20 protein-coding genes are annotated in these 20,949 nt (G+C 59.4%); 12 read left to right on the top strand and 8 right to left on the bottom strand.

Annotated elements, in window-relative coordinates:
- The first annotated feature begins 78 nt into the window (after nucleotides 1-78).
- From KF767_15080 to KF767_15100, 5 genes are all read left to right on the top strand, one after another.
- Nucleotides 79-441: a hypothetical protein gene (locus KF767_15080; GenBank protein ID MBX3019208.1), complete on the top strand. Its 363-nt coding sequence runs from the start codon at nucleotides 79-81 to the stop codon at nucleotides 439-441.
- Between the two features lie 416 nt (nucleotides 442-857).
- The gene (locus KF767_15085) at nucleotides 858-1,256 is read left to right on the top strand and encodes a helix-turn-helix transcriptional regulator (GenBank protein ID MBX3019209.1); all 399 of its coding nucleotides are present in this window, start codon (nucleotides 858-860) and stop codon (nucleotides 1,254-1,256) included.
- Between the two features lie 60 nt (nucleotides 1,257-1,316).
- Nucleotides 1,317-1,763 (top strand): acyl-CoA thioesterase, encoded by a 447-nt coding sequence (locus tag KF767_15090; GenBank protein MBX3019210.1) that lies wholly within the window; start codon nucleotides 1,317-1,319, stop codon nucleotides 1,761-1,763.
- On the top strand, nucleotides 1,760-2,164 hold the full coding sequence (locus KF767_15095) for a hypothetical protein (GenBank protein ID MBX3019211.1): 405 nt from the start codon (nucleotides 1,760-1,762) through the stop codon (nucleotides 2,162-2,164). Before KF767_15090 ends, KF767_15095 begins: the two co-directional genes overlap by 4 nt.
- Before the next feature lie 191 nt (nucleotides 2,165-2,355).
- The gene (locus KF767_15100; GenBank protein ID MBX3019212.1) at nucleotides 2,356-3,048 is read left to right on the top strand and encodes a hypothetical protein; all 693 of its coding nucleotides are present in this window, start codon (nucleotides 2,356-2,358) and stop codon (nucleotides 3,046-3,048) included.
- A 3-nt stretch (nucleotides 3,049-3,051) separates the two neighbouring features.
- On the opposite strand, the gene KF767_15105 is transcribed toward KF767_15100, so the two are convergent.
- The 3 genes from KF767_15105 to KF767_15115 all read right to left on the bottom strand — a co-directional run bounded on the left by KF767_15105 (nucleotide 3,052) and on the right by KF767_15115 (nucleotide 7,276).
- Complete coding sequence (locus tag KF767_15105; GenBank protein ID MBX3019213.1) at nucleotides 3,052-3,570, bottom strand: hypothetical protein; 519 nt, start codon at nucleotides 3,568-3,570, stop codon at nucleotides 3,052-3,054.
- Between the two features lie 140 nt (nucleotides 3,571-3,710).
- The gene (gene hflX / locus KF767_15110) at nucleotides 3,711-4,973 is read right to left on the bottom strand and encodes a GTPase HflX (protein ID MBX3019214.1); all 1,263 of its coding nucleotides are present in this window, start codon (nucleotides 4,971-4,973) and stop codon (nucleotides 3,711-3,713) included.
- Entirely contained in the window at nucleotides 4,970-7,276 is a 2,307-nt protein-coding gene (locus tag KF767_15115) for an NADP-dependent malic enzyme (GenBank protein ID MBX3019215.1), read from the bottom strand. Before KF767_15115 ends, hflX begins: the two co-directional genes overlap by 4 nt.
- Before the next feature lie 205 nt (nucleotides 7,277-7,481).
- Here KF767_15115 and KF767_15120 point away from each other — a divergent pair, with 205 nt between their 5' ends.
- The gene (locus KF767_15120) at nucleotides 7,482-8,822 is read left to right on the top strand and encodes a thiolase family protein (protein ID MBX3019216.1); all 1,341 of its coding nucleotides are present in this window, start codon (nucleotides 7,482-7,484) and stop codon (nucleotides 8,820-8,822) included.
- 54 nt (nucleotides 8,823-8,876) lie between these two features.
- On the top strand, nucleotides 8,877-11,024 hold the full coding sequence (locus KF767_15125) for an enoyl-CoA hydratase/isomerase family protein (protein MBX3019217.1): 2,148 nt from the start codon (nucleotides 8,877-8,879) through the stop codon (nucleotides 11,022-11,024).
- A 53-nt stretch (nucleotides 11,025-11,077) separates the two neighbouring features.
- On the opposite strand, the gene KF767_15130 is transcribed toward KF767_15125, so the two are convergent.
- From KF767_15130 to KF767_15145, 4 genes are all read right to left on the bottom strand, one after another.
- Nucleotides 11,078-11,704, bottom strand: a complete 627-nt coding sequence (locus KF767_15130) for a hypothetical protein (GenBank protein MBX3019218.1) — start codon at nucleotides 11,702-11,704, stop codon at nucleotides 11,078-11,080.
- A gap of 13 nt (nucleotides 11,705-11,717) precedes the next feature.
- Nucleotides 11,718-12,488 (bottom strand): hypothetical protein, encoded by a 771-nt coding sequence (locus KF767_15135; protein ID MBX3019219.1) that lies wholly within the window; start codon nucleotides 12,486-12,488, stop codon nucleotides 11,718-11,720.
- Between the two features lie 98 nt (nucleotides 12,489-12,586).
- A complete protein-coding gene (locus tag KF767_15140; protein MBX3019220.1) occupies nucleotides 12,587-13,654 on the bottom strand; it encodes a CapA family protein in 1,068 nt (355 codons plus the stop codon).
- A gap of 128 nt (nucleotides 13,655-13,782) precedes the next feature.
- Nucleotides 13,783-14,883 (bottom strand): AGE family epimerase/isomerase, encoded by a 1,101-nt coding sequence (locus KF767_15145; GenBank protein MBX3019221.1) that lies wholly within the window; start codon nucleotides 14,881-14,883, stop codon nucleotides 13,783-13,785.
- Nucleotides 14,884-15,063: 180 nt separating this feature from the next.
- On the opposite strand from KF767_15145, the gene KF767_15150 reads away from it, so the two are divergent.
- The 4 genes from KF767_15150 (at nucleotide 15,064) to KF767_15165 (ending at nucleotide 18,206) form a co-directional block, all read left to right on the top strand.
- Nucleotides 15,064-15,744 carry a hypothetical protein gene (locus KF767_15150; protein MBX3019222.1) on the top strand — a complete coding sequence of 227 codons (681 nt, stop codon included), beginning with the start codon at nucleotides 15,064-15,066 and terminating at the stop codon, nucleotides 15,742-15,744.
- 53 nt (nucleotides 15,745-15,797) lie between these two features.
- Nucleotides 15,798-16,190, top strand: coding sequence for a DoxX family protein (locus KF767_15155; protein ID MBX3019223.1), 393 nt, complete (start codon nucleotides 15,798-15,800; stop codon nucleotides 16,188-16,190).
- An 85-nt stretch (nucleotides 16,191-16,275) separates the two neighbouring features.
- Nucleotides 16,276-17,421, top strand: a complete 1,146-nt coding sequence (locus tag KF767_15160; GenBank protein ID MBX3019224.1) for a TIGR04552 family protein — start codon at nucleotides 16,276-16,278, stop codon at nucleotides 17,419-17,421.
- Nucleotides 17,418-18,206, top strand: coding sequence for a 1-acyl-sn-glycerol-3-phosphate acyltransferase (locus KF767_15165; protein ID MBX3019225.1), 789 nt, complete (start codon nucleotides 17,418-17,420; stop codon nucleotides 18,204-18,206). Before KF767_15160 ends, KF767_15165 begins: the two co-directional genes overlap by 4 nt.
- On the opposite strand, the gene KF767_15170 is transcribed toward KF767_15165, so the two are convergent.
- The gene (locus KF767_15170; GenBank protein ID MBX3019226.1) at nucleotides 18,169-19,497 is read right to left on the bottom strand and encodes a hypothetical protein; all 1,329 of its coding nucleotides are present in this window, start codon (nucleotides 19,495-19,497) and stop codon (nucleotides 18,169-18,171) included. The genes KF767_15165 and KF767_15170 overlap by 38 nt on opposite strands.
- 204 nt (nucleotides 19,498-19,701) lie before the next feature.
- Here KF767_15170 and KF767_15175 point away from each other — a divergent pair, with 204 nt between their 5' ends.
- On the top strand, nucleotides 19,702-20,787 hold the full coding sequence (locus tag KF767_15175) for a hypothetical protein (protein ID MBX3019227.1): 1,086 nt from the start codon (nucleotides 19,702-19,704) through the stop codon (nucleotides 20,785-20,787).
- The last annotated feature ends 162 nt before the right edge of the window (nucleotides 20,788-20,949 follow it).

A 20,949-nucleotide genomic window follows, 5' to 3' on the forward strand; every position in this document is an offset into this window, starting at 1 on the left:
CCCTGTCCGAATCCTTACAGTCGAGGGTGACGATCTTTGGCGCTACATTGGGCCCCACAAGAAGACTGGGGTGGTCGAATGGGGATTCGTCTCGCGGTATTGGGGTGTCTTTGTCTCTGGGGTGCGGTCGGGTCCGCGGACTCGATTTTTTCGGGGGCGCCGAGTGGCGCGAACCGGCCCGGGCCGGTCATGATCTTGAGCCCCGGCATCAATGATCTCATTCTGGAAGACGCCTGCGCGCGGGCGACGCACGATCGCCTGAAAGCGGACGCCAAGAAGTCCCGGGCGGATATGATCGTCGTCGAGGATCTGCGCGCGGTGGAAAGCGGGAAGTCCTATGAGGTGAAACTCGAAGGCCGCTCGTCTTTCGTCGCTCGGACGAAGATCACGGGGCGAAGCTGCGCGGTGGCGCAATTCCCTAGCCGGTCCAAAATCTTTTAATCGATTTTCTAACCGCAACATAATCCCTGCAGTTTGAAAGAACCTGGACTATTTCCAGGCCTTGATCCTAAGGCGGCGACCGATTCGGTCGCCGTTTTGCGTTTTCTCCCCTCGAAAAGTCGGTCCAGTTTCAAAAAAATGTGGCCCGAAGGTCTTGCGTGGGTCTTGTTTTATTGTCAGACTTTGAGACAGGAACGCTTTGCAGAATTCGTCGAGCACGACGAGTGAAAAGTCGGGCAGGTCGGGGAACCGAAACGGGACCTTCAGACAAGAAGCCAGACCTGTGAACGGGCAGCGGGGAAGAAAGTTAAACCTACTCACCCAAGTCAAGAGGACGACGGGGGTAGGAAAAAGACGAACGACGCTAACCAGGGTGAAACCGATTGGTGTCTAAACAAAAAAGGGGAGGAGCAAGGATGCTCAGAGATATCCTGATTCAAAAAGGTCTGTCGAACCGCGAAGCCGAAGTTGCAGAACTCGTTTCGAAAGGTCTTTCCAACAAGGAAGTTGCGAACCAATTGTTTGTCACAGAAAAAACTGTGAAGTTTCACCTGACCAACATCTACAAGAAGATGAACGTCAAATCGCGCGCGCAGTTGATCGTGTGGTGTTTGCCTCACTTGGGTTTCGTCGAGTCGAACGAAACAACCAAAGAGAACACTCTCAATATGGCGTCGGGCGCTCAAGTTGCTCAAACCATCCCCGCGGGCGTTGCGACCGTCGGTGGCATCCAGACAATCATTCCCGGTCGTTCGAATGACCTCGGCGGTGGAAACCGCGGTGGTAATACCGACGCCGGCGCAATGGGTCTCTAAGCCCAGCTCCACGAGGTCATCACCATGGCAGGTAAACCGGTCTCGGATTCCGAAGTGGTGATGACCGAACTCGTTCTTCCCTCACATACCAACTCCCTCGACAGTATTTTCGGGGGAGTTGTCATGTCCTGGATCGACATCTGCGGGGCCATCGCGGCCCAGCGGCATGCCTCCAGCGAAGTCGTCACCGCGTCCATCGACGATCTTCACTTCATCGCGCCCGTCTACAAAGGCTGGGTCGTCAATCTGAAAGCCTCGGTCAATTTCGTTTCGAAAACCTCCATGGAGGTCGGTGTGCGCGTCGACGCGGAAAATCCGCGGACGGGCGACACCTTCCACACCGCGAGCGCCTACCTGACGTTCGTGGCCATCGGTCCCGACGGGAAGCCCCATCCGGTCCCGCCGCTCCTGCTGGAGTCCGACGAACAAAAGCGTCGCCATCAGGCCGCGCAGACGCGTCGGTCGCTGCGTGTGCAACGCCGGAAAATCTCGGAGACGAAAGCGTGATCGCCGCTCGCGCGCTCGGTGTGGGACTGCTGCTGTTCTTCGCCGCCTGCAGTTCGCGCACGCCCCGTGAGTCGGCCCCCAAAGAATCGACGGTTCCCGTGACGGAAGAACCCGCGCTCCCGCCCGATCCCGTGCGTGACGAAGCCGCGCGCGAACTCGAAGCGACTTGCGTAAAACTTGCGCGCCTCAAAGCGCCCGCCGCGATCTGCGGCTGTGTTTCGCGCAATCACCGTCAGCGTCTCTCCGCGCAGGACCTGCGTTTACTCATCAAGAAATACCAATCCGGTCGCAAAGGCCTGGCCCCGCGCACGCCGAGCGAAGAGCAGCTCTTCCTCTACGACACAGGCGTCGCCGCCGAATGCGCGAAGAACGCCGCTTACATCGTGCCCGAGGAGCCGTAAGGCGACTTCCGCATTCAGAGCCGTAAGGCGACCTCCGTATTCGGAGCCGTAAGGCTTTCACCGTGTCCTTCCCAACTTTGTCTCATCCCGAGACGCTCGGGTCAGACTTGTCAGCCGTGACGAGCGTCTCCGCCATTTAAACTGGTTTCCAGAGGCCGGTCGTGTGGATCGGTCCCGCAAAAGGGGAAACCATGCTGACGCCGAAAAGCCTGAAATCGATCCTGTTCCTGATGTTGATTTTCAGTCCCGTCGCCTTCCTGGCGCGCACGCTGGTCGCGAACCAAGAGCGGGTTGAGATCTACGAGTGGCGAGAGAACGGCATCCCCACCGAAAAGGCCGTGCTGCCCGCGACGACGGGTCCGAAATCGGTTTCGCCGCGTGCGCCCGCGAATGTTCCGGAAGAGGTCGAAGCGGTCGAGATCGACATGGACGCGGCCGCGAACTGGTCGCTGCCCGAGAAGTTTTTGCCGGAGCTGCGTGAAGGTGAGTGGGTCACGCAAAGCTTTCAGGATGAGCGCGAAGTCTTCGGAAGGAAACTGAAATTGATCGTTTTGATCGATCTACGCCGCGTGAAGATGCGTGGAAAATTGAGCGGCGTGCAGTTCCGTGAGCCCCGTTTCTTCATCGAAGGTTCGGAGCGGGCGATCGTCTTTCGCCATCTGGATCTGGTGTTCAATGCGCAGAAGCTTTCGGCCATTCAAGCCTATCACGATCTGAACGTCGTCGTGCCGGAAGGCGAGCTTGTCAGCCTGGGGACGGAGGGGGCGAAGCCCCTGGTCGTCCTGCCGCTGAACGAGGGGGGAAACTTTTTGGGGATCAAGATCTCGGAGCTGGAAGTCTTCGAGGTCCGTGGCGGCGAACGGATGGTGGCCAACGGAAAATAGGTTTTAAGGATTCAGCTGACGGAGTTCGTACAGATTCATCGGGATGCCGTTGAAAGAGTGGCCCTCGAAGCGGAAATAAAACTGCAACCCGCCGACCTGTTCGTCCCACTCGGTGCGGATGCGGAAGGGGACCGGGCGCCCTTTGCGTTTCAGGCTGCGTTCGGATAGTTGGAAGACCTCGCAGGCTTCGGTCATGTAGCCGGCGGCGCCCGAAACTTCCGAAGCGACCCGCTTGCAGCCAAAAATTTCGAAGTAAAGCCAGCCCCGACGGCCGCGATCGTGGTGAATCAGGATACTGCGGCCATCGAAGGGTTCGGGGCGTGCCAGACAGAAGAAGAGGGTGTTGGGAAGGGGACGGGTAAACGCACGGGGTCCATGAGTGGTTCCGCAAGTGACGAGGTGCAGGCGCTCTTCTTTGAATTTCAGAACTTGGCGCGCCCAGGGTTCGTCCGGCGAAAAGGCGAAGGTGGAAAGGGCGTAGGCCTGCGAGGTCAGAAAAAGCGAGAACAAAACTTTGTGCATGTGGCGGGCAGGCTTAAGCCAGGAAATCCGCGGGCGCCACGAGTGATCGGGATCTTGAAATGTTTGGATGTCGTGAGCGTTGGAAGCCGGCTTGTCGGTTCCGAATCGGCACTATCAACAGAGTTGTGTCGGCTGGGCGTTTACTTCACGAGATATTCGCGCCAGCGGTTGATCAAAGAGGGCGTCATCTGTGCGTAGCAGATGGTGCCCTCCGAGGCGGGCTCTTGGCGCACGATTTTGGTTTCGCGGCCGAGGTCGAAGATCTTGTGCTCTTGGGTCTTCGGGAAGAAAAGCTCCACGTCCTCTTGCATCGAGGAGATGCAGTCGGCCATCAGCTTCTTGAGCTGCTCGATTCCCTGCCCGGTCAAAGCCGAGACGAAGACGCGGGGGAAGGCGCGGACCTGGAACTGACGCTCCATGGGGGCCGTGTCCACTTTGTTAAAGATGTGGATGATCTTTTTCTCCTGCCAGCCGAACTCTTCGATGAGCTTTTCGACCACTTCCACCTGGCGGACCATATTGGGCGAACTCAGGTCCACGACGTGCAAAAGCACGTCGGCTTCGGCGGACTCTTCAAGTGTCGCTTTAAAAGCTTCGATCAGCTGCGTGGGAAGTTTACGGATGAAACCCACCGTATCGGTCACGACCGCGGGCGGACCGTCGGGCAGAAAGATCTTGCGCGTGGTCGGATCCAGTGTCGCGAAGACTTGGTTCTTCGTCATGATCTGCGCGCCGGTCAGGCGGTTCAGCAGCGAGCTTTTTCCCGAGTTCGTGTAGCCGATCAAAGCGAAGGACGGGATCTCGTGACGGCGGCGCGACTGTCGGTGCTGCGCGCGGTTTTTACGGACGGTTTCGAGCTTTTTCTTGATGATGGCGACGCGCTCGCGGATGCGGCGACGGTCGCTTTCAAGCGCGGTCTCGCCCGGTCCGCGGGTCCCGATTCCGCCGCCCAGGCGTGACAGCGAGCCCATCCAGGCGTCGACCATGCGGGGGAGTTGATCGAGCATCTGCGCGAGCTCCACTTGAAGTTTTCCTTCAAAGGTCTGCGCGCGCATGGCGAAGATGTCGAGGATCAGTTGGTTACGGTCGAGAACCTTGCAGCCGATGGCGGTCTCGAGGTTGCGGGCCTGAACGCCCGAAAGCTGGTGATCGACGACGACGAGGTTCGCTTGGGTCTCTTGGACCATCTCGCGGACTTCGTCGACTTTTCCCGTGCCGATGAGGGTGGCGGGGTTCCACTGGGGCAGGATCTGGATGATCGAGCCGACGACTTCTCCGGAAGCCGCGCTCACGAGCTCTTCGAGCTCGAGCAGGTTCTCTTTCACCTCAAGGGTGGACTCGGTCTTGAGCCCCACGCCAATCACGATCGCCCGGTCCGTGGATTTGATCGAAGCTTTATTCAAGTCGTCTGCCTCCGCATCCGTACCTGTTTGAGATATTGAGCCTCAAGAGTGGTTAAAACAACCGAATTTACGATGGAGTCGACGGTGGTGGTGCGTTGAACCACGTTGGCGGAGCGGCGGATTCCCATGAGGAACGGACCGATAACTTCTCCTTTTCCCAACTGTTGCAGAAGCTTATAGGCGATGTTTGACGCCTCCAGATTGGGGAATATTAAAATATTAGCACCGTCTTTGAGTTCGCTAAAGGGGAAAATGCGCTTCGCGATCTCGGGGTTCACCGCCGTATCGGCTTGGACGTCGCCGTCCACCGTCAGATCGGGGCGTTTCTTTTTCACGAGCTCGGCCGCCCGGCGCATCTTGGCCGGAGTCCCGGGCGAGTTGGTGAAGTTCGAGTAAGAGAGCATCGCGATGGAGGGCTTCTGGTTGAAGTACTCCTGCACGCGCGCCGCTTGAATGGCGATCGCGGCCAGCTGCTCGGAGGTCGGATCGAAGTTCACGGTGGTATCCGCGAGCACCAAAATCTTGTCCTCGGTCAGCATGAAGTTCAGGCCCGAGGCGATGCCATCCGAAGTCGTGCGGATGATTTCGAAGATCGGCTTCACCGCGTCTTTGTAGTTCTGGCTCGCGCCGTTCACGAGCGCGTCGGCGTCGCCCATTTCAACCATCATCGCGGCGAAGTAGTTCGGATTCGCCATGAGTCGCTCGGCTTCCGCCAGCTGTACGCCCTTGCGTTGGCGGCGGGTGTAGTATTCGAGCACGTAGTCTTGCAGACGCGGCGATTTCGCGGTATCGATGATGGTGACATCGTCCAGATTCCGCAGTTCCAGTTGGCGGATGCGCTCTTTGATCCTTTCGGGGGATCCGAGCAGCACCGGGCGGCACATCTCTTCGTCCACGAGGGTCGCGATGGCGCGCAGGATTTTTGTCGAAGTTCCTTCGGGGAAGACGATCTGCGGTAGGACTCCACCGTCGTTCGCGGCGTTCGCCTTCACTTTGTTGATCGCTTCGCGGATGAAAACCTTCGACGGTCCCTGGAAGCGCTCCAGACCGTGGCGGTAAGCTTCCATGTCTTCGATCGGGCGCTGGGCGACGCCGGACTTCATCGCGGCTTGGGCCACGGCCGGAGCCACCCACAGAAGAACGCGGGGATCGAAGGGTTTCGGGATCAGATATTCGGGGCCGTAGTTGAAGGTCTGTCCCCCATAACGGGCCGAGACGTTTTCGGGGACCTCTTCGCGCGCGAGCGAGGCCAAGGCGTGGCAGGCGGCGAGCTTCATCTCTTCGTTGATTTGCGTGGCGCGGGTGTCGAGGGCGCCGCGGAAGATCGCGGGGAAGCCCAGGACGTTGTTCACTTGGTTGTTGTAGTCCGAGCGGCCGGTGGCGGTGATCGCGTCGGGGCGCGCTTTTTTCACCGTGGGCGGATCGATCTCGGGATCGGGGTTCGCCATGGCAAAGACGATGGGATTTTTCGCCATAGGCATGATCATCTCGGGCGTCACCGCACCCGCCACCGAAAGACCCACGAAGACGTCGGCGCCCTTCAGTGCGTCGCTCAACGAGCGCGCTTCGGTGTCGTTGGCGAAACGCTCTTTGTATTTGTTCATGCCGTCTTTGCGGCCCTTATAGATCGTTCCCTGGCTGTCGCACATGATCAGGTGTTCGCGACGGACCCCTAACGCAATAAAAATATTCGAGCAGGCAATGGCCGATGCGCCCGCGCCGTTCACGACGATGCGGATGTCTTCCAGTTTGCGGCCCGTGACGTGGCAGGCGTTGATGAGGGCTGCGCCCGAAACGATCGCCGTTCCGTGCTGGTCGTCGTGGAAGACGGGGATCTTCATTTCCTTTTTCAAGCGCTCTTCGATTTCAAAGCACTCGGGGGCCTTGATATCTTCCAGGTTGATGCCACCGAAGGTGGGCTCCAGCGCCTTGACGGCGGCGCACATGCCGTCGACGTCCAGTGTGTTCATCTCGAGGTCAAAAACGTCGATGCCGGCGAACATTTTGAAGAGGATGCCTTTCCCCTCCATGACGGGCTTCGAGGCGAGGGGTCCGATGTTCCCCAGACCCAGGACGGCGGTTCCGTTCGAGATGACCGCGACCAGATTCCCGCGTGCGGTGTAGTCCCATACTTTGGAAGGATCCTTCGCAATGGCCATGCAGGGGGCCGCGACGCCGGGCGAGTACGCGAGACTCAGATCCTTTTCGGTGTTCGCCGCCTTGGTGGGGACGACTTCGATCTTTCCGGGTTTGCCTTGGCTGTGGAACTCCAGCGCCTGATCGTTGAGGGATTTGGCTTTCACGGGGGTGGCGGTATCATCCGGGGGGCGAGTCGCGGTCACGGTATCTCCTTCGCAGCTGAACAAGTGGCCGCATTCTGGACCTTCTAGAGCTTATCGTCAAAGGTGTCGCCGCGTCATGTCTCGGTCGAGGGGAGGCGTTCGGCGTTTGCCTCGCTTCCCCTCTGGGGAGTAGAATTCTGCTGTTCAGAACGAACACGGAGGATCGATGAGTGATCGTGATGTTGTAATCGTCGAAGGCGTCAGAACGCCCTTTGCTAAATCAGGAACCAAATTCGCTAAGGTTCACCCCGCAGAACTGGGACGCGTCGCCCTGCATGAATTGCTGGAGCGCACGGATGTCGACGTGAATCAGATCGACGAAGTGATCATCGGTAACACCGGAAATCCGGCAGATTCTGTGAACATTTCAAGAGTCGTCGCGCTGGGTGCGGGCATTCCGCAAAAAACATCGGCCTATACGGTGCACAGAAATTGCGCGTCCGCGCTCGAGTCGATCTCGAACGGTTATGAAAAAATCAAATCGGGCACCATGGAGATGATCGTTGCGGGCGGCACCGAAAATATGTCGCAGCTGCCGATTCTGTTGCCGCAGAAGTTCCAGGATCTTTACGGCAAACTTTTCGCCGCGAAAGGCCCGAAGCAGGCGTTGCCGCTCTTGGGCTCGCTGCTGAAGATGAACCTCAAACAAATCAAAGCGCTCGCCACCGCCGACCAGAAGAACGAATACTTCCCCATCATCTCGGTGATGCAAGGCCTGACCGATCCGTTCGTCGGCATCAATATGGGGCAGACGGCGGAAATCCTCGCCAAAGAGTGGAACCTCTCACGTGAAGAGCAGGATCGCTTCGCTCTGCGCTCCCATCAACTGGCCGCGAAGGCGATCAAAGAAGAGCGCCTGAAAGACGAAATCGTCGCGTTCCCGCTGGCGCCGAAATTTTCGGAAACGATTCTGACCGATATCGGTCCCCGGGAAAATCAAACCATCGAAGCGCTGGCGAAGCTGAAGCCCTTCTTCGATAAACGCACGGGCACCATCACCGCGGGCAATTCGTGCCCGGTGACCGACGGCGCGGCGATGCTTTTGATGATGTCGCGTGCGAAAGCGAAAGAGCTGGGTTACAAACCGCTGGCGAAGATTCGTGGCTATGCGTTCGCGGGTCTCGAGCCCGAGCGCATGGGGCTGGGTCCCGTGTACGCGTCGCCCATCGCGCTGAAACGTGCGGGACTGACGATGAAGGACATGGGGCTCATCGAATTGAACGAGGCCTTCGCGGCGCAGGTCATGGCCTGCCAGAAAGCGGCGGACTCGGACAAATTCGGTCAGGACAAGCTGGGGCTTCCGGGGAAGCTCGGCGAAATGCCGCTGGAAAAAATCAACGTGAACGGCGGCGCGATCGCCTTCGGACACCCCGTGGGCGCGACCGGCACCCGCATCGTGGTCACGCTCGCCAAAGAGATGAAACGTCGCGGAACCCAATTCGGTCTGGCGACTCTTTGTATCGGTGGCGGCCAGGGCGGCGCCATGGTTCTCGAAAACGAAAACTAAAAGGAAACGACGATGGACACGCAGACCAACACCACAGCGAAGGGTCAAAGCAATATGAGCAACATGAACGACGCGATCAAGATCGTCCGTCACCCGAAAAATGCCGATATCGCCATTGTTGAGTTCGATCTCCCCGGCGAGAAGGTGAACAAGTTCTCGACGCCCGTGATGATGCGCCTGAAGGACGTCGTCGCCGAGTTGAAGAAAAGTTCCTACAAAGCGGTCATCTTCAAATCCAATAAGCCCAAGATCTTCATCGCGGGCGCGGACATCGACGAAATCAAAGTCATGAAGACCGCGGAAGAGTTCGAGCGCGCGGTGGCCGGCGGCCAGCAGGTGTTCAACGAAGTCGAAGATCTGCCGATGATCACCATCGCGGCGGTGAATGGCGCCTGCGCGGGCGGGGGCTGTGAGTTCATCATGGCCTGCGACTACCGGATCGCTTCGGACGACGCGTCCACGCGGATCGGTCTTCCCGAAACCAAACTCGGCATCATCCCCGGCTTCGGCGGCTGCGTGCGCATGCCCCGGCTCATCGGCCTGCAGTCGGCCCTCGACATCATCCTGAACGGCAAACTCGAGCGCGCGGCCAAGGCGCTGAAAATCGGTTTGGTGGACGCGGTCGTGCACCCGTCGATCCTGCTCGATCAGGCGACGCAAATGGCGCAAGAAAAAATGGGCCAAAAACGCCGCAAGACCTTCAAGCCGAAGGGCGCCATGGCGGGACTTCTGGAAGGTCCGCTGAAGTTCGTCGTCTTCAAAAAAGCGCGGGAAGGCGTGATGAAGTTCACCCACGGTCACTACCCGGCGCCGCTGAAGGCGATCGAGGTGATCCAGAAGACCTACGGCATGTCGGACCGCGAGCGCGCGCTCGAGATCGAACGCAAGGCCTTCATCGAGTGCGGCATCACCGACATCTCGAAAAACCTGATCCACGTCTTCGACCTGATGGAGTCCGTGAAAAAGCAATCGGGCGTCGCGGGGACCACGGTGAAAGCGAAGGACGTCACCCATTTGGGCGTTCTGGGCGCGGGCACCATGGGCGGCGGGATTGCCTACGTCGCGGCCGACAAGGGCGTCTACGTGCGCATGAAGGACGTCAACTGGGACGCGATCAATCGCGGACTCAAACACGCGTCGGATCTGTGGGGCAAGCTGCAGAAGAAAAAGGCGATCAACGCCTACGAAAAGCAGCACCGCATGGACCGTGTTTCGGGCACGCTGGATTTCAGCGGCTTCCGTCACATGGAGCTGGTGGTTGAGGCCATCGTCGAGGACATGGAGATCAAAAAGAAAGTCATCGCCGAAACCGCGAAGAATATGAAAGACGACGCGATCATCGCGACGAATACGTCTTCGCTCAGCGTGACCGAAATGGCGGCGGGGCATCCGCGCCCCGAATACTTCGCCGGCATGCACTTCTTCAACCCCGTCGACAAGATGCCGCTCGTGGAAGTCATCCGCGGCGAGAAGACCTCGGACGAGACCATCGCGACCGTCTACGAACTGTCGAAGAAAATGGGCAAACTTCCGGTCGTCGTGAAGGATGGCCCCGGATTTTTGGTGAACCGTCTGCTGCTTCCCTATATGGCCGAAGCCGCGTGGCTTCTGCAGGAAGGCATGTCCATCGAGACGGTGGATAAGGCCTATGTGAAAGAGTTCGGTATGCCCATGGGGCCTTTCGCGCTGATGGACGAGGTCGGCCTCGACGTCTGCATCAAGGTGCTGAAGATCTTCAAGAAGGCTTTCGGTTCGCGCATCGAGATCGCGCCCATCATGGAGAAACTCGAAAAATCCGAGCGCAAAGGAAAGAAGAACAAAAAAGGCTTCTACACCTACGATGAACGCGACAAGCGCCAGGGTGTCGACACTTCGGTTTATTCCGAGCTCGGTCTGTCGTCGCCGACGGATCCGCTTTCGACCAAAGAGTGCATCGAGCGCGGGGTCTTCGCCATGGTGAACGAGTGCTCGCGCGCGTTGATCGAGGACAAAATCGTCGAGACTCCCGGCGAGGTGGACTTGGCGATGATCACGGGCACAGGCTTCCCGCCGTTCCGTGGCGGTCTTTTGAAGTACGCGGACAGCGTGGGCGTGACTTATATCGCCGATCAGCTTGAAATGTACGGCGCGAAACACGCGCGCTTGAAGCCCGCGCCTCCGCTTCTGCAAATGGCGAAGTCGGGCGGCAAGTTCTACAAGTAAGTCTCGGTTTGAAGTTTCAAACGAAAGCCGCTCCCGCAAGGGGCGGCTTTTTTTTATTCGCCGGACGGCAAATCGTCGGCGTTGAAGGGCAGGACCGCGGCGTCCTCGACGGGCGGCGCGGGGGGAACGACGGGTGCTGAGGGTTGCACGTTCAGCGGGACCGGGACCTCACGCGTTTCGATCTGTAAAGGCGAGTGGTACTTCTCGGTCGGTAGCGCCGAGTCTTTGGGGTGCTCGGCGAAGATGTCGCCGCTGGGCTGTTCGACTTTCAGCTCGCGTCCGGGCTTCACCGTAAAACTGATGCTTTTTTCGGTCCCATCGGCACGGGTGAAGGTCAATACATGCGCACCCGCAGGAAGAAGGCCGAGATGGATCTTTTCGTTGAAGGTCTTTTTGCGGGGCTTACAGTTGTCGCCGGTGATCTTCGCTTCGATGATGAGGCGGTGCTGGCCGGGGCTCGGGCTTTCGATCCGCGCGGCGTGCAGCGCGTGGCAGCTCTGCTCGAAACTTCCGGTGGCTTGCACGATCGTTTCGCGGTCCGCACGCAGCCCCGTGGGGAGCTTCGCATTTTTCACGCCCACGTTGATGACCGACGGCGGCTCTTGGGCCAGACTCGTCGATCCAAAAAGAAGAAGCTGAGCATGAAGGCAGAGAAAAAGGCAAAGAACCGCGTGGCGCATGCTCGTTCACCTGTTAATTCACTGAGGAGTTTAAGATCTTCACGAACTTCAGTCGCAAGACGTTGGCGCTGAATTCGATTTCAAAAAGGGCGCGTGCGGCGTAGCTTTTCGCCGTATCGCTTTTCGGGCGATCGGCAGAGTAAGAGGCGACGATCAGGTTTTTTCCTTGATCGCCCGGCCGCCGCTCGAAGCTCATGGAACTCACATGTTCGGTGACTTTACGTTCCCACTTCAACGCTTTCACGATCGCGTTTTCTGCATCCGCCGTGCAGGTCCGGCAGAAGTGCGCTTTTTCTTCGATGGGATTGCCGCTGGATTCCGGGAGGACCGACACGAAAAGGGTTTCGGTCGAGGTCCACTTCGCGCCTTCCGACAGGGAATACAGGGTGGCGTTTCCTTGAGTGAGCTCACCCAAACGTTCGATGCCGCGTGAGTGGTGATTCATGCCGTGCGAACGTACGACCCAGTAGCCGTCGTCCTGCAGGTCGTGGACGATGCGGTCTTCGTAGGTGTTCAAAAGGAAGTTTTGGATCTTGCAGGATTTGAGCAGGCTCTCTTCATAAGCCTCGTCGTAGTCCATGCGTTCGAAGTCCACGAGTTGGTTCTCGCAGCCCCAGGCCAGGCCGTAACTTCCGGCCGTGGCGTAGATGCGATAAGCGCGGGGACCCGAAGCGGGCGCGCGTGTTGACGCGTAAGCGGGACCACGTCCTTGATATTTCGGACCGGGGTCGTGCGCGCAACCGGCAACGAGAACGAGAAGCAGGAACGGCAGGATGGACTTCATGGGGGCTCCCTTGGGACCGGGGCATGACCGGACCTCACTTGATCATCGGAAAAGTGAGGTCGGCGGTCGAGTCCAGGTCTGTGGGGGCGCGTTTCAAATCAGGGCAATTTTGCGGCTTCGCGGGGCGCGAAGAAGCCGTTCTCGAAGAAACGCGGCGCCGAGGTGGGGAACTGGCGGGCGGACAGTTCGCGCATCATGCGGCCGGCTTTGTCTTCGCGGTCGAAGCGCACCAGATCGGGGCGATCTTGCTGGAAGCTTGCGAGATGCCCTTTCACGAAGCGTCCGTCGCGGGCGAGCTGCGCGCGCAGGATCGGCGCGTAGCCGTTCGCGCCGCGAATGGAAATCCCGCTCATGGTCGCGAAGTTACCGAGCGAGTAGACGATGAGGCGGTCGCGGTAAACTTCCATCGCGCGCGGGACGTGGGGGCCGTGCATGACGATCAAGTCCGCGCCGCGGGTGACGGCCTCGCGGGCGAAGGCGACGGGGTTACCGCGATTTTCGCCCAGGAAAATTTCGTTCTGGAAGGTCAGCGTCTCGGCCCCTTGGCCTTCGGCGCCGACGTGGCAGCTGACGATGACGATGTCGAATTTCTTTTTCAGCTCTTCAATCTCTTTGAATGTCGATTCCGGGCGAATCAGGCTGCGGCGACCGTCGTAGTAGTCGGTCGCGATCAGCGCGATGCGGGTTCCTTTGATGTTGAACTCCGCGACCTCGCCGTCTTTCGACGAATACTGGATGCGGGCGTCATCGAGCGTGCGTTTGGTGCTCTGGACGCCCTCGCGCCCCAAATCCCGGATGTGGTTATTCGCTAGGCTCACGACGTTGAATCCCGCGTCGCGAAGCAGATTCACGTAGCGGGTCGGCGAGCGGAAGAGGTAGCGGTTCGGTCCGGGACGCTTTGCGCCCGTGCCGGGAGGGCCATCGTAGAGCGTGCCTTCCAGATTGCCGAAACGCACGTCCGCCGCCGAGATATACTCTTTGGCCGCTTGAAAAATGCGGGCGCCGTCGTTCGGGGGCAGGCGCTGTTCGGGGAAGTCGGTCCCCATCATGATATCACCCACGGCGGAAATGGAAACGAGCTCGGCATCGGTCTGCGCGTGCGCGTAACCCGCAAGGGTGAGGCTCGTTGAAAGAAGCAGCGTCCAGCGCCAGATCGTTTTCATCATGAAGGTCTCCGCGTGGGGACGGAGTCCAAGATTCGGGCCAGAAGACAGACGTTTTAGCCCGTCCTGAGAGCTGGATCGGGGCTTTCCGGGTGACGGAGGGCGGCCCCTGTCCAGGCTCTGGTCAGAGCCTAGAGCTTCTGGTATTCCGCGATCGCGCCGATGATGTGGTAAAGCGAGCTCGCCCGCGACGGCTCTTGGTGAAAGCTGCCGTCGGGATTCATGCGGTCAAACCAGAGGCCCGGCGTCGGGGTCACGAAAAACCGCAGGAGCGCCTCCATCCCTTGATCCGCGCTCTCGGGAAGTCCGAGCGCCACGCAGGCTTTGATGCGTTCACACTGCGGCCAGAAGCGCGAGGTCGGTGACTTCACGCCGTAGTCGCTCCACATCTCGTCGCGAACCGCGCCGGATGCGGGATCGATACCGAAACGTTCCGCGTTCATCAGAAGGGACGCGATCGGATCGGCGAGCGGAACTTTGGTGGCGTGTTGGTATTTGTTCATCAGCCACGCCCACTCGAATTGATGTCCGGGCTCCCAGATGAAGTGCGCGGGTTCGCGGCGGTGTTTCCAGTTTTCGTCGAAGTGTTCGCCCAGAAGTTTCGTCGCGGGATCGATGAAGCGCGTGAGTGCGAGATCCAAGATCTCGTTGGCGTAGCGGCGCCAGTGGGGATCGTCGTCGACCTCCAGCCACGCGACGTAGGCTTCGAACAGATGCATGTGCGGATTTGACTGGTAAAGGGTCGCGCCGTCTTTGGCGAACTCGGAATAACCGCCGTGGGGAAGGTGGCGCTCGCGTTTCAAATAGTCGGCGACCGCGAGGGCGCGCGCTTTATAACGCGTGTCCTTCAGCTCGGCGAAGGCCTGCGCCAAACCGAAGATCGCGAAGGATTGGGTATAGAGGTCGGGCGTTTCGTTGTTCGGCACGAGGTCGGGACGCACGGAGTGGATGAAACTTCCGTCGGGACGGGCGAAATGTTTCAGCAGGAACTCGGTCGCTTCTTCCATCATCGGGAGCGCGGTTTTGGCGTCCAGCAGTCCCATCTGCAGCGCCGTGCGCACGGCGTAGATCTGCCGGGCCTGCACCATCGCGCGCCGGGGGGCCGCGTGCGGGACGCCCGTCAGCGTGATCGCCTCCTCAAAACCGCCGTCTTCGCTGCGGCCGCGGCCCATGAGCCAGAGGGGGAGGACTTGGGTTTTCAGCCAGTCGTGGGAAACCGTTTTCAGATCCATGGGCGCATCTTGGACGTGGGGGCGGGAGCTGTCAAAAGCTTCGACGACTGCCTGCCCCGTCAGGGCGATGCGGAAGGATTGTCTCAAAACGGGGCAAGCGGGGAGTCCTTCTGGCCCTTATCGCTGGCATCAGGCTTGCGATAGGAGGGAGTGAGACCTCAATTTGAAGGAGAGATGTCCATGAAACTCATGAACCGCCAAAACCCGCTTCGCCACGTTCTGGGTGCCGGACTCGTCCTCCTGATGCTCGGCTCGGTGGGCTGTAAGAAAAGCTCGAACGACAATAGCCAGCAGGTCACCGCAAGGAACGCCCGCGCCGCCGTCGCGCCGGTTCCGCCCAATGCCGTGAACCCCGCGACCGGACAAGTGACGAGCGCCACGGCTTACGTGACGACCGATGCTGCGAACTCGACCGCATTTCAAACCGCGGTGAAATCCCTCGTGTCGGGACAGATGGATCCTCAATATGTGGGTTACGTCAGCGCGACCGATGGCGTGATGATCCGCGCCTACGTCGAAGTCGATGCGCAGGGTCGCGTGGTGCCGCAGAACTCGCGTCTTTCGCTCGAGATCAAAGATGAGTTCACGAACCAAACCGACTCCAGTGGCGCGCGTATCCCCTCGATCACGATGACGGTGCCCGCGAGTTCGGGTTACGCCTATAACGGTCAGGTCCAACTCGTGTTCCAAGACAGCGTGGGCCGCATCGAGATCTACGGTTCGTTCGCGAACGGCGGAATCTTGAATGGGCAAGTGTGGTTCTCGAATTCGAAGACTTGGGATGGATCCACGGCGGCAAGTACGCTGACCGGTCTCGGCAACTTCCAAGTTCAGACTTGCGGATTCTTCCGCTGCCAGTAAGCGCTTGACCTCGTCCCGAGAGCCGCCCACGATTTGTGGAAGGGGGCTCTCGCATGCAAGCCAAAATCACTCTCGTTTTACGCATCCTTCTCGGTCTGGCCTTTTTCGTCGCGGGCCTCGTCTATTGGCTCGGCGTCGCGAACCCTCCGCCGGATCTTCCGGAACGCCTGCAAACTTTCAACGCGGGAATGGCCGCGAGCGGTTATCTGCTCGAACTGGTGAAAGCGCTCGAGGTGATCTGCGGATTGCTTTTGATCGCGGGATTTTTCGTTCCGCTCGCGTTGGTGATTCTGGCGGCGATCACGCTGAATATCTTTTTAGTGCACGCTTTTATGGCTCCCGAGGGCGTGCCCGTCGCGCTCGTCCTGGGGCTTCTGCTTATTTATTTGGGATTTTTCGCTGAGCCCTATCGGCACACGATTCGCTCTCTCTTCCGTCTGCGTTAATTCGCGTGGGCGGTGCGCGCTTCTCTGGAGTGTGCGCTTCGCGTTGGTTATTGACCCGTAGCCCCATCCGGCATCAAGTGGGGTGATGAGCCACCGCTTCGACTTTGACGCGGCGATGATGACGTCTGTCGCCGGCGGAAAATCTGTGATCGATCTGCCCCGCCTTGCGGTGCAAACCGAAGCACAGGCGGCGGCCTTCATCGAAGCCTACGGCTTCCGTTTGGAAGACCCGAAAGATCTCAATCAGCTTTGGTATTTCTATCGCCGTGCGCTCGTTCTGATCGAGGAGCGCCTCGGCTTCAAGATCGACGAGATTCCGGAAGTCCTGCGCGACCGCAAGAACTTCGAAGATCCGCGTCAGCTTCTTTTGTGGGCCAGTTCCGCGAATCCGCAGGACCGCGAGCTGCAAAAGTGGAGCTGCGCGATTCTGCGGGCGATTCACGTTTTCGTGCACGCGGAAAACAATATTTTCTCCTCGTTTTCGGAAGAGATTCAGAAACAGATCCTGACGCCGTTTCAGGAGCGTATCTTCACGGAAGGCACGACGGGCACCGTCTATTTGAAGGCGCCGGAAGCGCCGCCCGGAACGCCCCACGTCGGCGAAGACGAGATCGCGCTCGCGGGTTTTGAAATCAAACCTTTCAAAACTTCGGCGTCGACCGTGATCAAACTCTTGGCGAAACCCGATGCGGTGGCGATGAACGTTCTGGATAAACTCGGGATGCGCTTCGTGACGCGCTCGGTGTTCGACACGTTCCGCGTGATCCGTTTTTTGATCGAACATAATCTGATGAGTTCCCCCCACATCATGCCGGACCAGAGCACGAACAACCTCTATCCCGCGGAATTTTTCTGCGAGGTCGTCGCCGAGATCGGTCGCGAACGTCCGCGTCTGTCCGACGATGAGCTCGAAGCCGAGCTGCGACGCCGGCTGGATTTCGCGGGGGCCTCGCTGCCGATGCTGCGGAAAGAGAACTCCTTTTCGGGGGAAGACTACCGCTTCATTAAGTTCATCGCGCGCAAACTCGTCCGCGTGCCGATGGGTGAGGGGTCCAAGCGGGAAGATTTCAGCTTTTTCTTTCCTTACGAAGTGCAGATCCTGGATGCGGCCTCGATGGAGCGCCACCTCTCGGGTCCGTCCGATCATCAGAAATACAAGGACCGCCAACGTCACGCCGCGCGCAAGCGCCTGATGCCCGACGCCGCTGCGGACGGAGAGATCATCCCTTGAATCCGCTTTTGAAAGTGCTCGTCTACGCCCGTTCCATCTTTGTCGTGCTCACGGTGTTTCCCATTTGGGCGATCATCATGTGCTCGTTGAATCTGCTCAACAACTTCACGATTCAAAATCGCGCGATCAACGACTGGATGATCAGCCGTTGGTGCCGGGTGAACTGCTGGATGTTCGGGGTGAAGCTGCGGGCGCACGGTCGCGAGAATTTGCCACCCGGAACGTGTTTGCTTCTTTTCAACCACACGAGCTTCTTCGACATCTTCGCCATCCAGTCCATGGTTCCGGACGTGCGTTTCGGCGCGAAGATCGAGCTTTTCAAAATCCCGCTCTTCGGGCCGGCGATGCGGCGGATCGGCGTGCTGCCGATCGCGCGCGGGCGGTTGGAAGAGGTTTTGCGCGTCTACAAGGCGGCGGAATCGCGCGCGGCGGCGGGCGAACGTTTCGCGCTGGCCCCCGAAGGCGGGCGCAATAGCGGCGACGAGCCGCTTTTGAACTTCAAGTCGGGGCCGTTTCTGTTCGCCGTCAGCGCGCAAACGCCCATCGTGCCGGTTGTCGTGCACGGCGCACGCGAGGTCTGGCCCAAGGGGCATCTGGTCCCGCAGACGCTGGGGCTCACGACCACGATCGACGTTTATTTTCTGAAGATGATTCCGGTCGCGGGCGTCCCGCCGGATCAGAAGCAGAAACTCCAGGCGCAAACTTATTTGGAGATGTCCGAAAAGATGCGCGAGCTGGGGGAAAAGGTCACTTCGAGAGCGGAGTCTTCGTTTTCCACTCCGTGACCAGGCCGAAGCGGGTCGAGCCGATGAGCTTCGCGGTCCGCACGCCCGTGTCGATCTCGATTTCGACTTTCTTCGCGTTCAGGGGATTGATTTTCACGAGCCTCAAGATGCGCGAGGCTTTTTGTCCGCGGCCTTCGATCATCGCCGCGATCTGTTCCCACTTCAAAAACGGCTGAAAACTTTTTCCCTGATCGACCGAGCAGTACTGACCCACGAAGATTTCGTGTTCGGTGCTGATCGCGACGGGCAGATTGTCGTTACCGAAGTAGTCGATCTTCGTCCAATTCAGTCCGTCGGTGGTCATGAAGACGCCCTCGGCCGCGATGATGCCTTGACGGGGATTGTTCGGATGAAAGGCCACCGAGAAAATGGGCTTTTTCAAAATCTCTTCGAAGCTCACGACCTGCTCGTTCACGAGCGGCTTGAAGCCCGGGGCTTGGCCCTCGTCTTTCCAGTAGACTTCACCGTGGCCGGGAAGGTTGCTCACGCCCCATTTGAACGACTCCCAGCTTTTGATCGTCACGAAGCTGCGTTGGTAAAGGCCGTGGGGTTGTAGATCCTGGGTCAGGATGCCGAGCTCGGGACGCGTCATCATGGACTGTACGTGTTCGATCGGGACGCGTTCGCCCGCGCTCGTCACGAGGACCGAGCCTTGACGGTATTTGACCGGTGTCCACTTTCCCTCGATGGGCAGGATGAAAGAGGCGAAGTCGGCTTTCAACAGCACCGAGTTCACATCGACCCAACCCCTCACTTCCGGATCGGTGAGAGGCGAAACGAGGACCCAGTCGCCCCGGAAATCGATCAGGCGCAGGCGCGCGAGCGGGTCGACGGAGCGGACGATTTGCGTTTTCCATTCGGGCTCGGCGCGCAGCTGCACGCGCGTGAGCGGGATCGCGAGGCCGCGATCGTCTGGCATCGGCAGTCCTTCGTTCAGCGCCCACCAGGTTTTTTTGCCGCCGCTCACCACGTAGGCCCACGGCCCGCGCGTGCCGACGACCTGCGCGACTTCGCCGGTCTTGGAGTGCGCGAGTTTCAGGCTCAGGTCCATGTCCCGCAAAAGCAGCGTGGTCGGAAGTTTCAGCGACACTTTGTCTTTCTGGATCAGGTAGTTGATCTCTTGGAACTCGCGGATCTTGCGACGTTCGAGATCGCTCGGATGCGCCTGTCCCGAAGCGAAGAGCGAGTCGGGGCGGCGAAAGTAAGAGCGCGCGCTCACCGCGGCCGCGGCATCGTGCGCGCACAAGGTGAAAAGGAGCGGCAGTCCGAGAGTGAAGCGGCGTTGGGACATCGGTTTTTTCATTCTGGCCGAGAGGCGTGGTGGGAGCAAGTTCCGCGCGGATTTCCGGGCGGGGCTCGACTGATTTTCGTTCGTCGGGAACTTGATCTTGGGCTTTAGTCTGGCGCGAGGGGTGTGCTTGGGGCTCGGCCTTCGTCGAGCAAAAATGTGCGGGACGGCTGACGGAAATGGCGTTCGTGTGTGAGAATGAAGGCGATGCGAAATCTGTTTCAACTTTCCAGTCTTTGGCGTGGCGTCGGTCGCGGGGCGATCGGTGGTGCGCTGCTGTGGGTGGGCCTCGGCACGACCGATGTCGCACGCGCGGCGCCCAGTCAGGAAGTTATGGGACGTTTTCGCTTTTCGGAATTGCAGCTGTCGCCGCGTCTTCACTTGGAAGAGCCGGGCGAAGGCGGATTCGAGCTCGAACAGAGTTCCCTCGGTTTTGAATGGAGTCGCGACGAATGGGTGCGTGGCGTCCTGAAGCTCGGCAGTCCCGATCTCGTGCGCCAGGCGTTTTGGTATACGCCGAAGACGAACGGCTTTTCCGTCGCGGAGGCGTGGATGGAAGGGCGCGGTGACTACGGCGACATTCGCGCGGGCCTGGTGACCGTGCCGCAAGGTTTCGAGGGTGCGCATCCCGAATGGAACGCGATTTTTCCGGAAAGCGGTCCGCGTCGTCGCGGCTGGCTTTTGCAACGCGATCTGGGCGTGCAGTTCCGCTGGGAGACGCGGCCGTTCGCGACCTCGATGACGATTCATAACGGCGAGACGGGTCCGAACCTTGATCGCTGGCTGTGGGCCTCGGGGCTTTGGGAGTACCGCAACTCCGACGGCGTCGGCATTCTGCTGACGGGAAGCGTGGGCCACACGCGCCCGGAATCCACATTGGGCGCAGTGCTGCCGCAGGCCGAGGGCTTCACCTTCGATCCGGCGAAGTCGGCGAAAATGCGTTACGCGATTCTGACATTGTACCGCGAAGATCGTCGCAACTTGTTTCTGGTCGAAGCGGGCCGGGGCGAGCTGCTCCAGGAAGACGTGAAGCATCCCTATGCGTGGGGCCGGATGGATCTGTCGTGGAACTTCGCGGACGACATGAACTGGCTCGTGCGCTACGAGCAGACGCAGTCCGATCTGCGTGAATCTTTGACCATCACGAAGAAGGCGGGGATGGGCATCGTCCTGTCGTCGAAGGACAACCTGCAAAGCGTGACCTTGTTCGGATCGAAGAACTCCGAAAGCGGCGTCGAAGTTCCGAACGACGAGTTCCTGATGATCTTCCGCCTGCACTCGAATTTGCTTTAGGTGCGTCGAGCTGGCGGTCTTGCATTGGGTTTTTGATCGGCGTTACTTTCCAATCGGCGTTACTTTCCAATCGGCGTTACTTTCCAATCGGCGTTACTTTCCAATCGGCATCACTTCCCAATCGGCATCACTTCCCAATCGGCATCACTTCCCAATCGGCAT

It is taken from the genome of Pseudobdellovibrionaceae bacterium (assembly GCA_019637875.1).
GTDB lineage: Bacteria > Bdellovibrionota > Bdellovibrionia > Bdellovibrionales > Bdellovibrionaceae > JAHBUW01.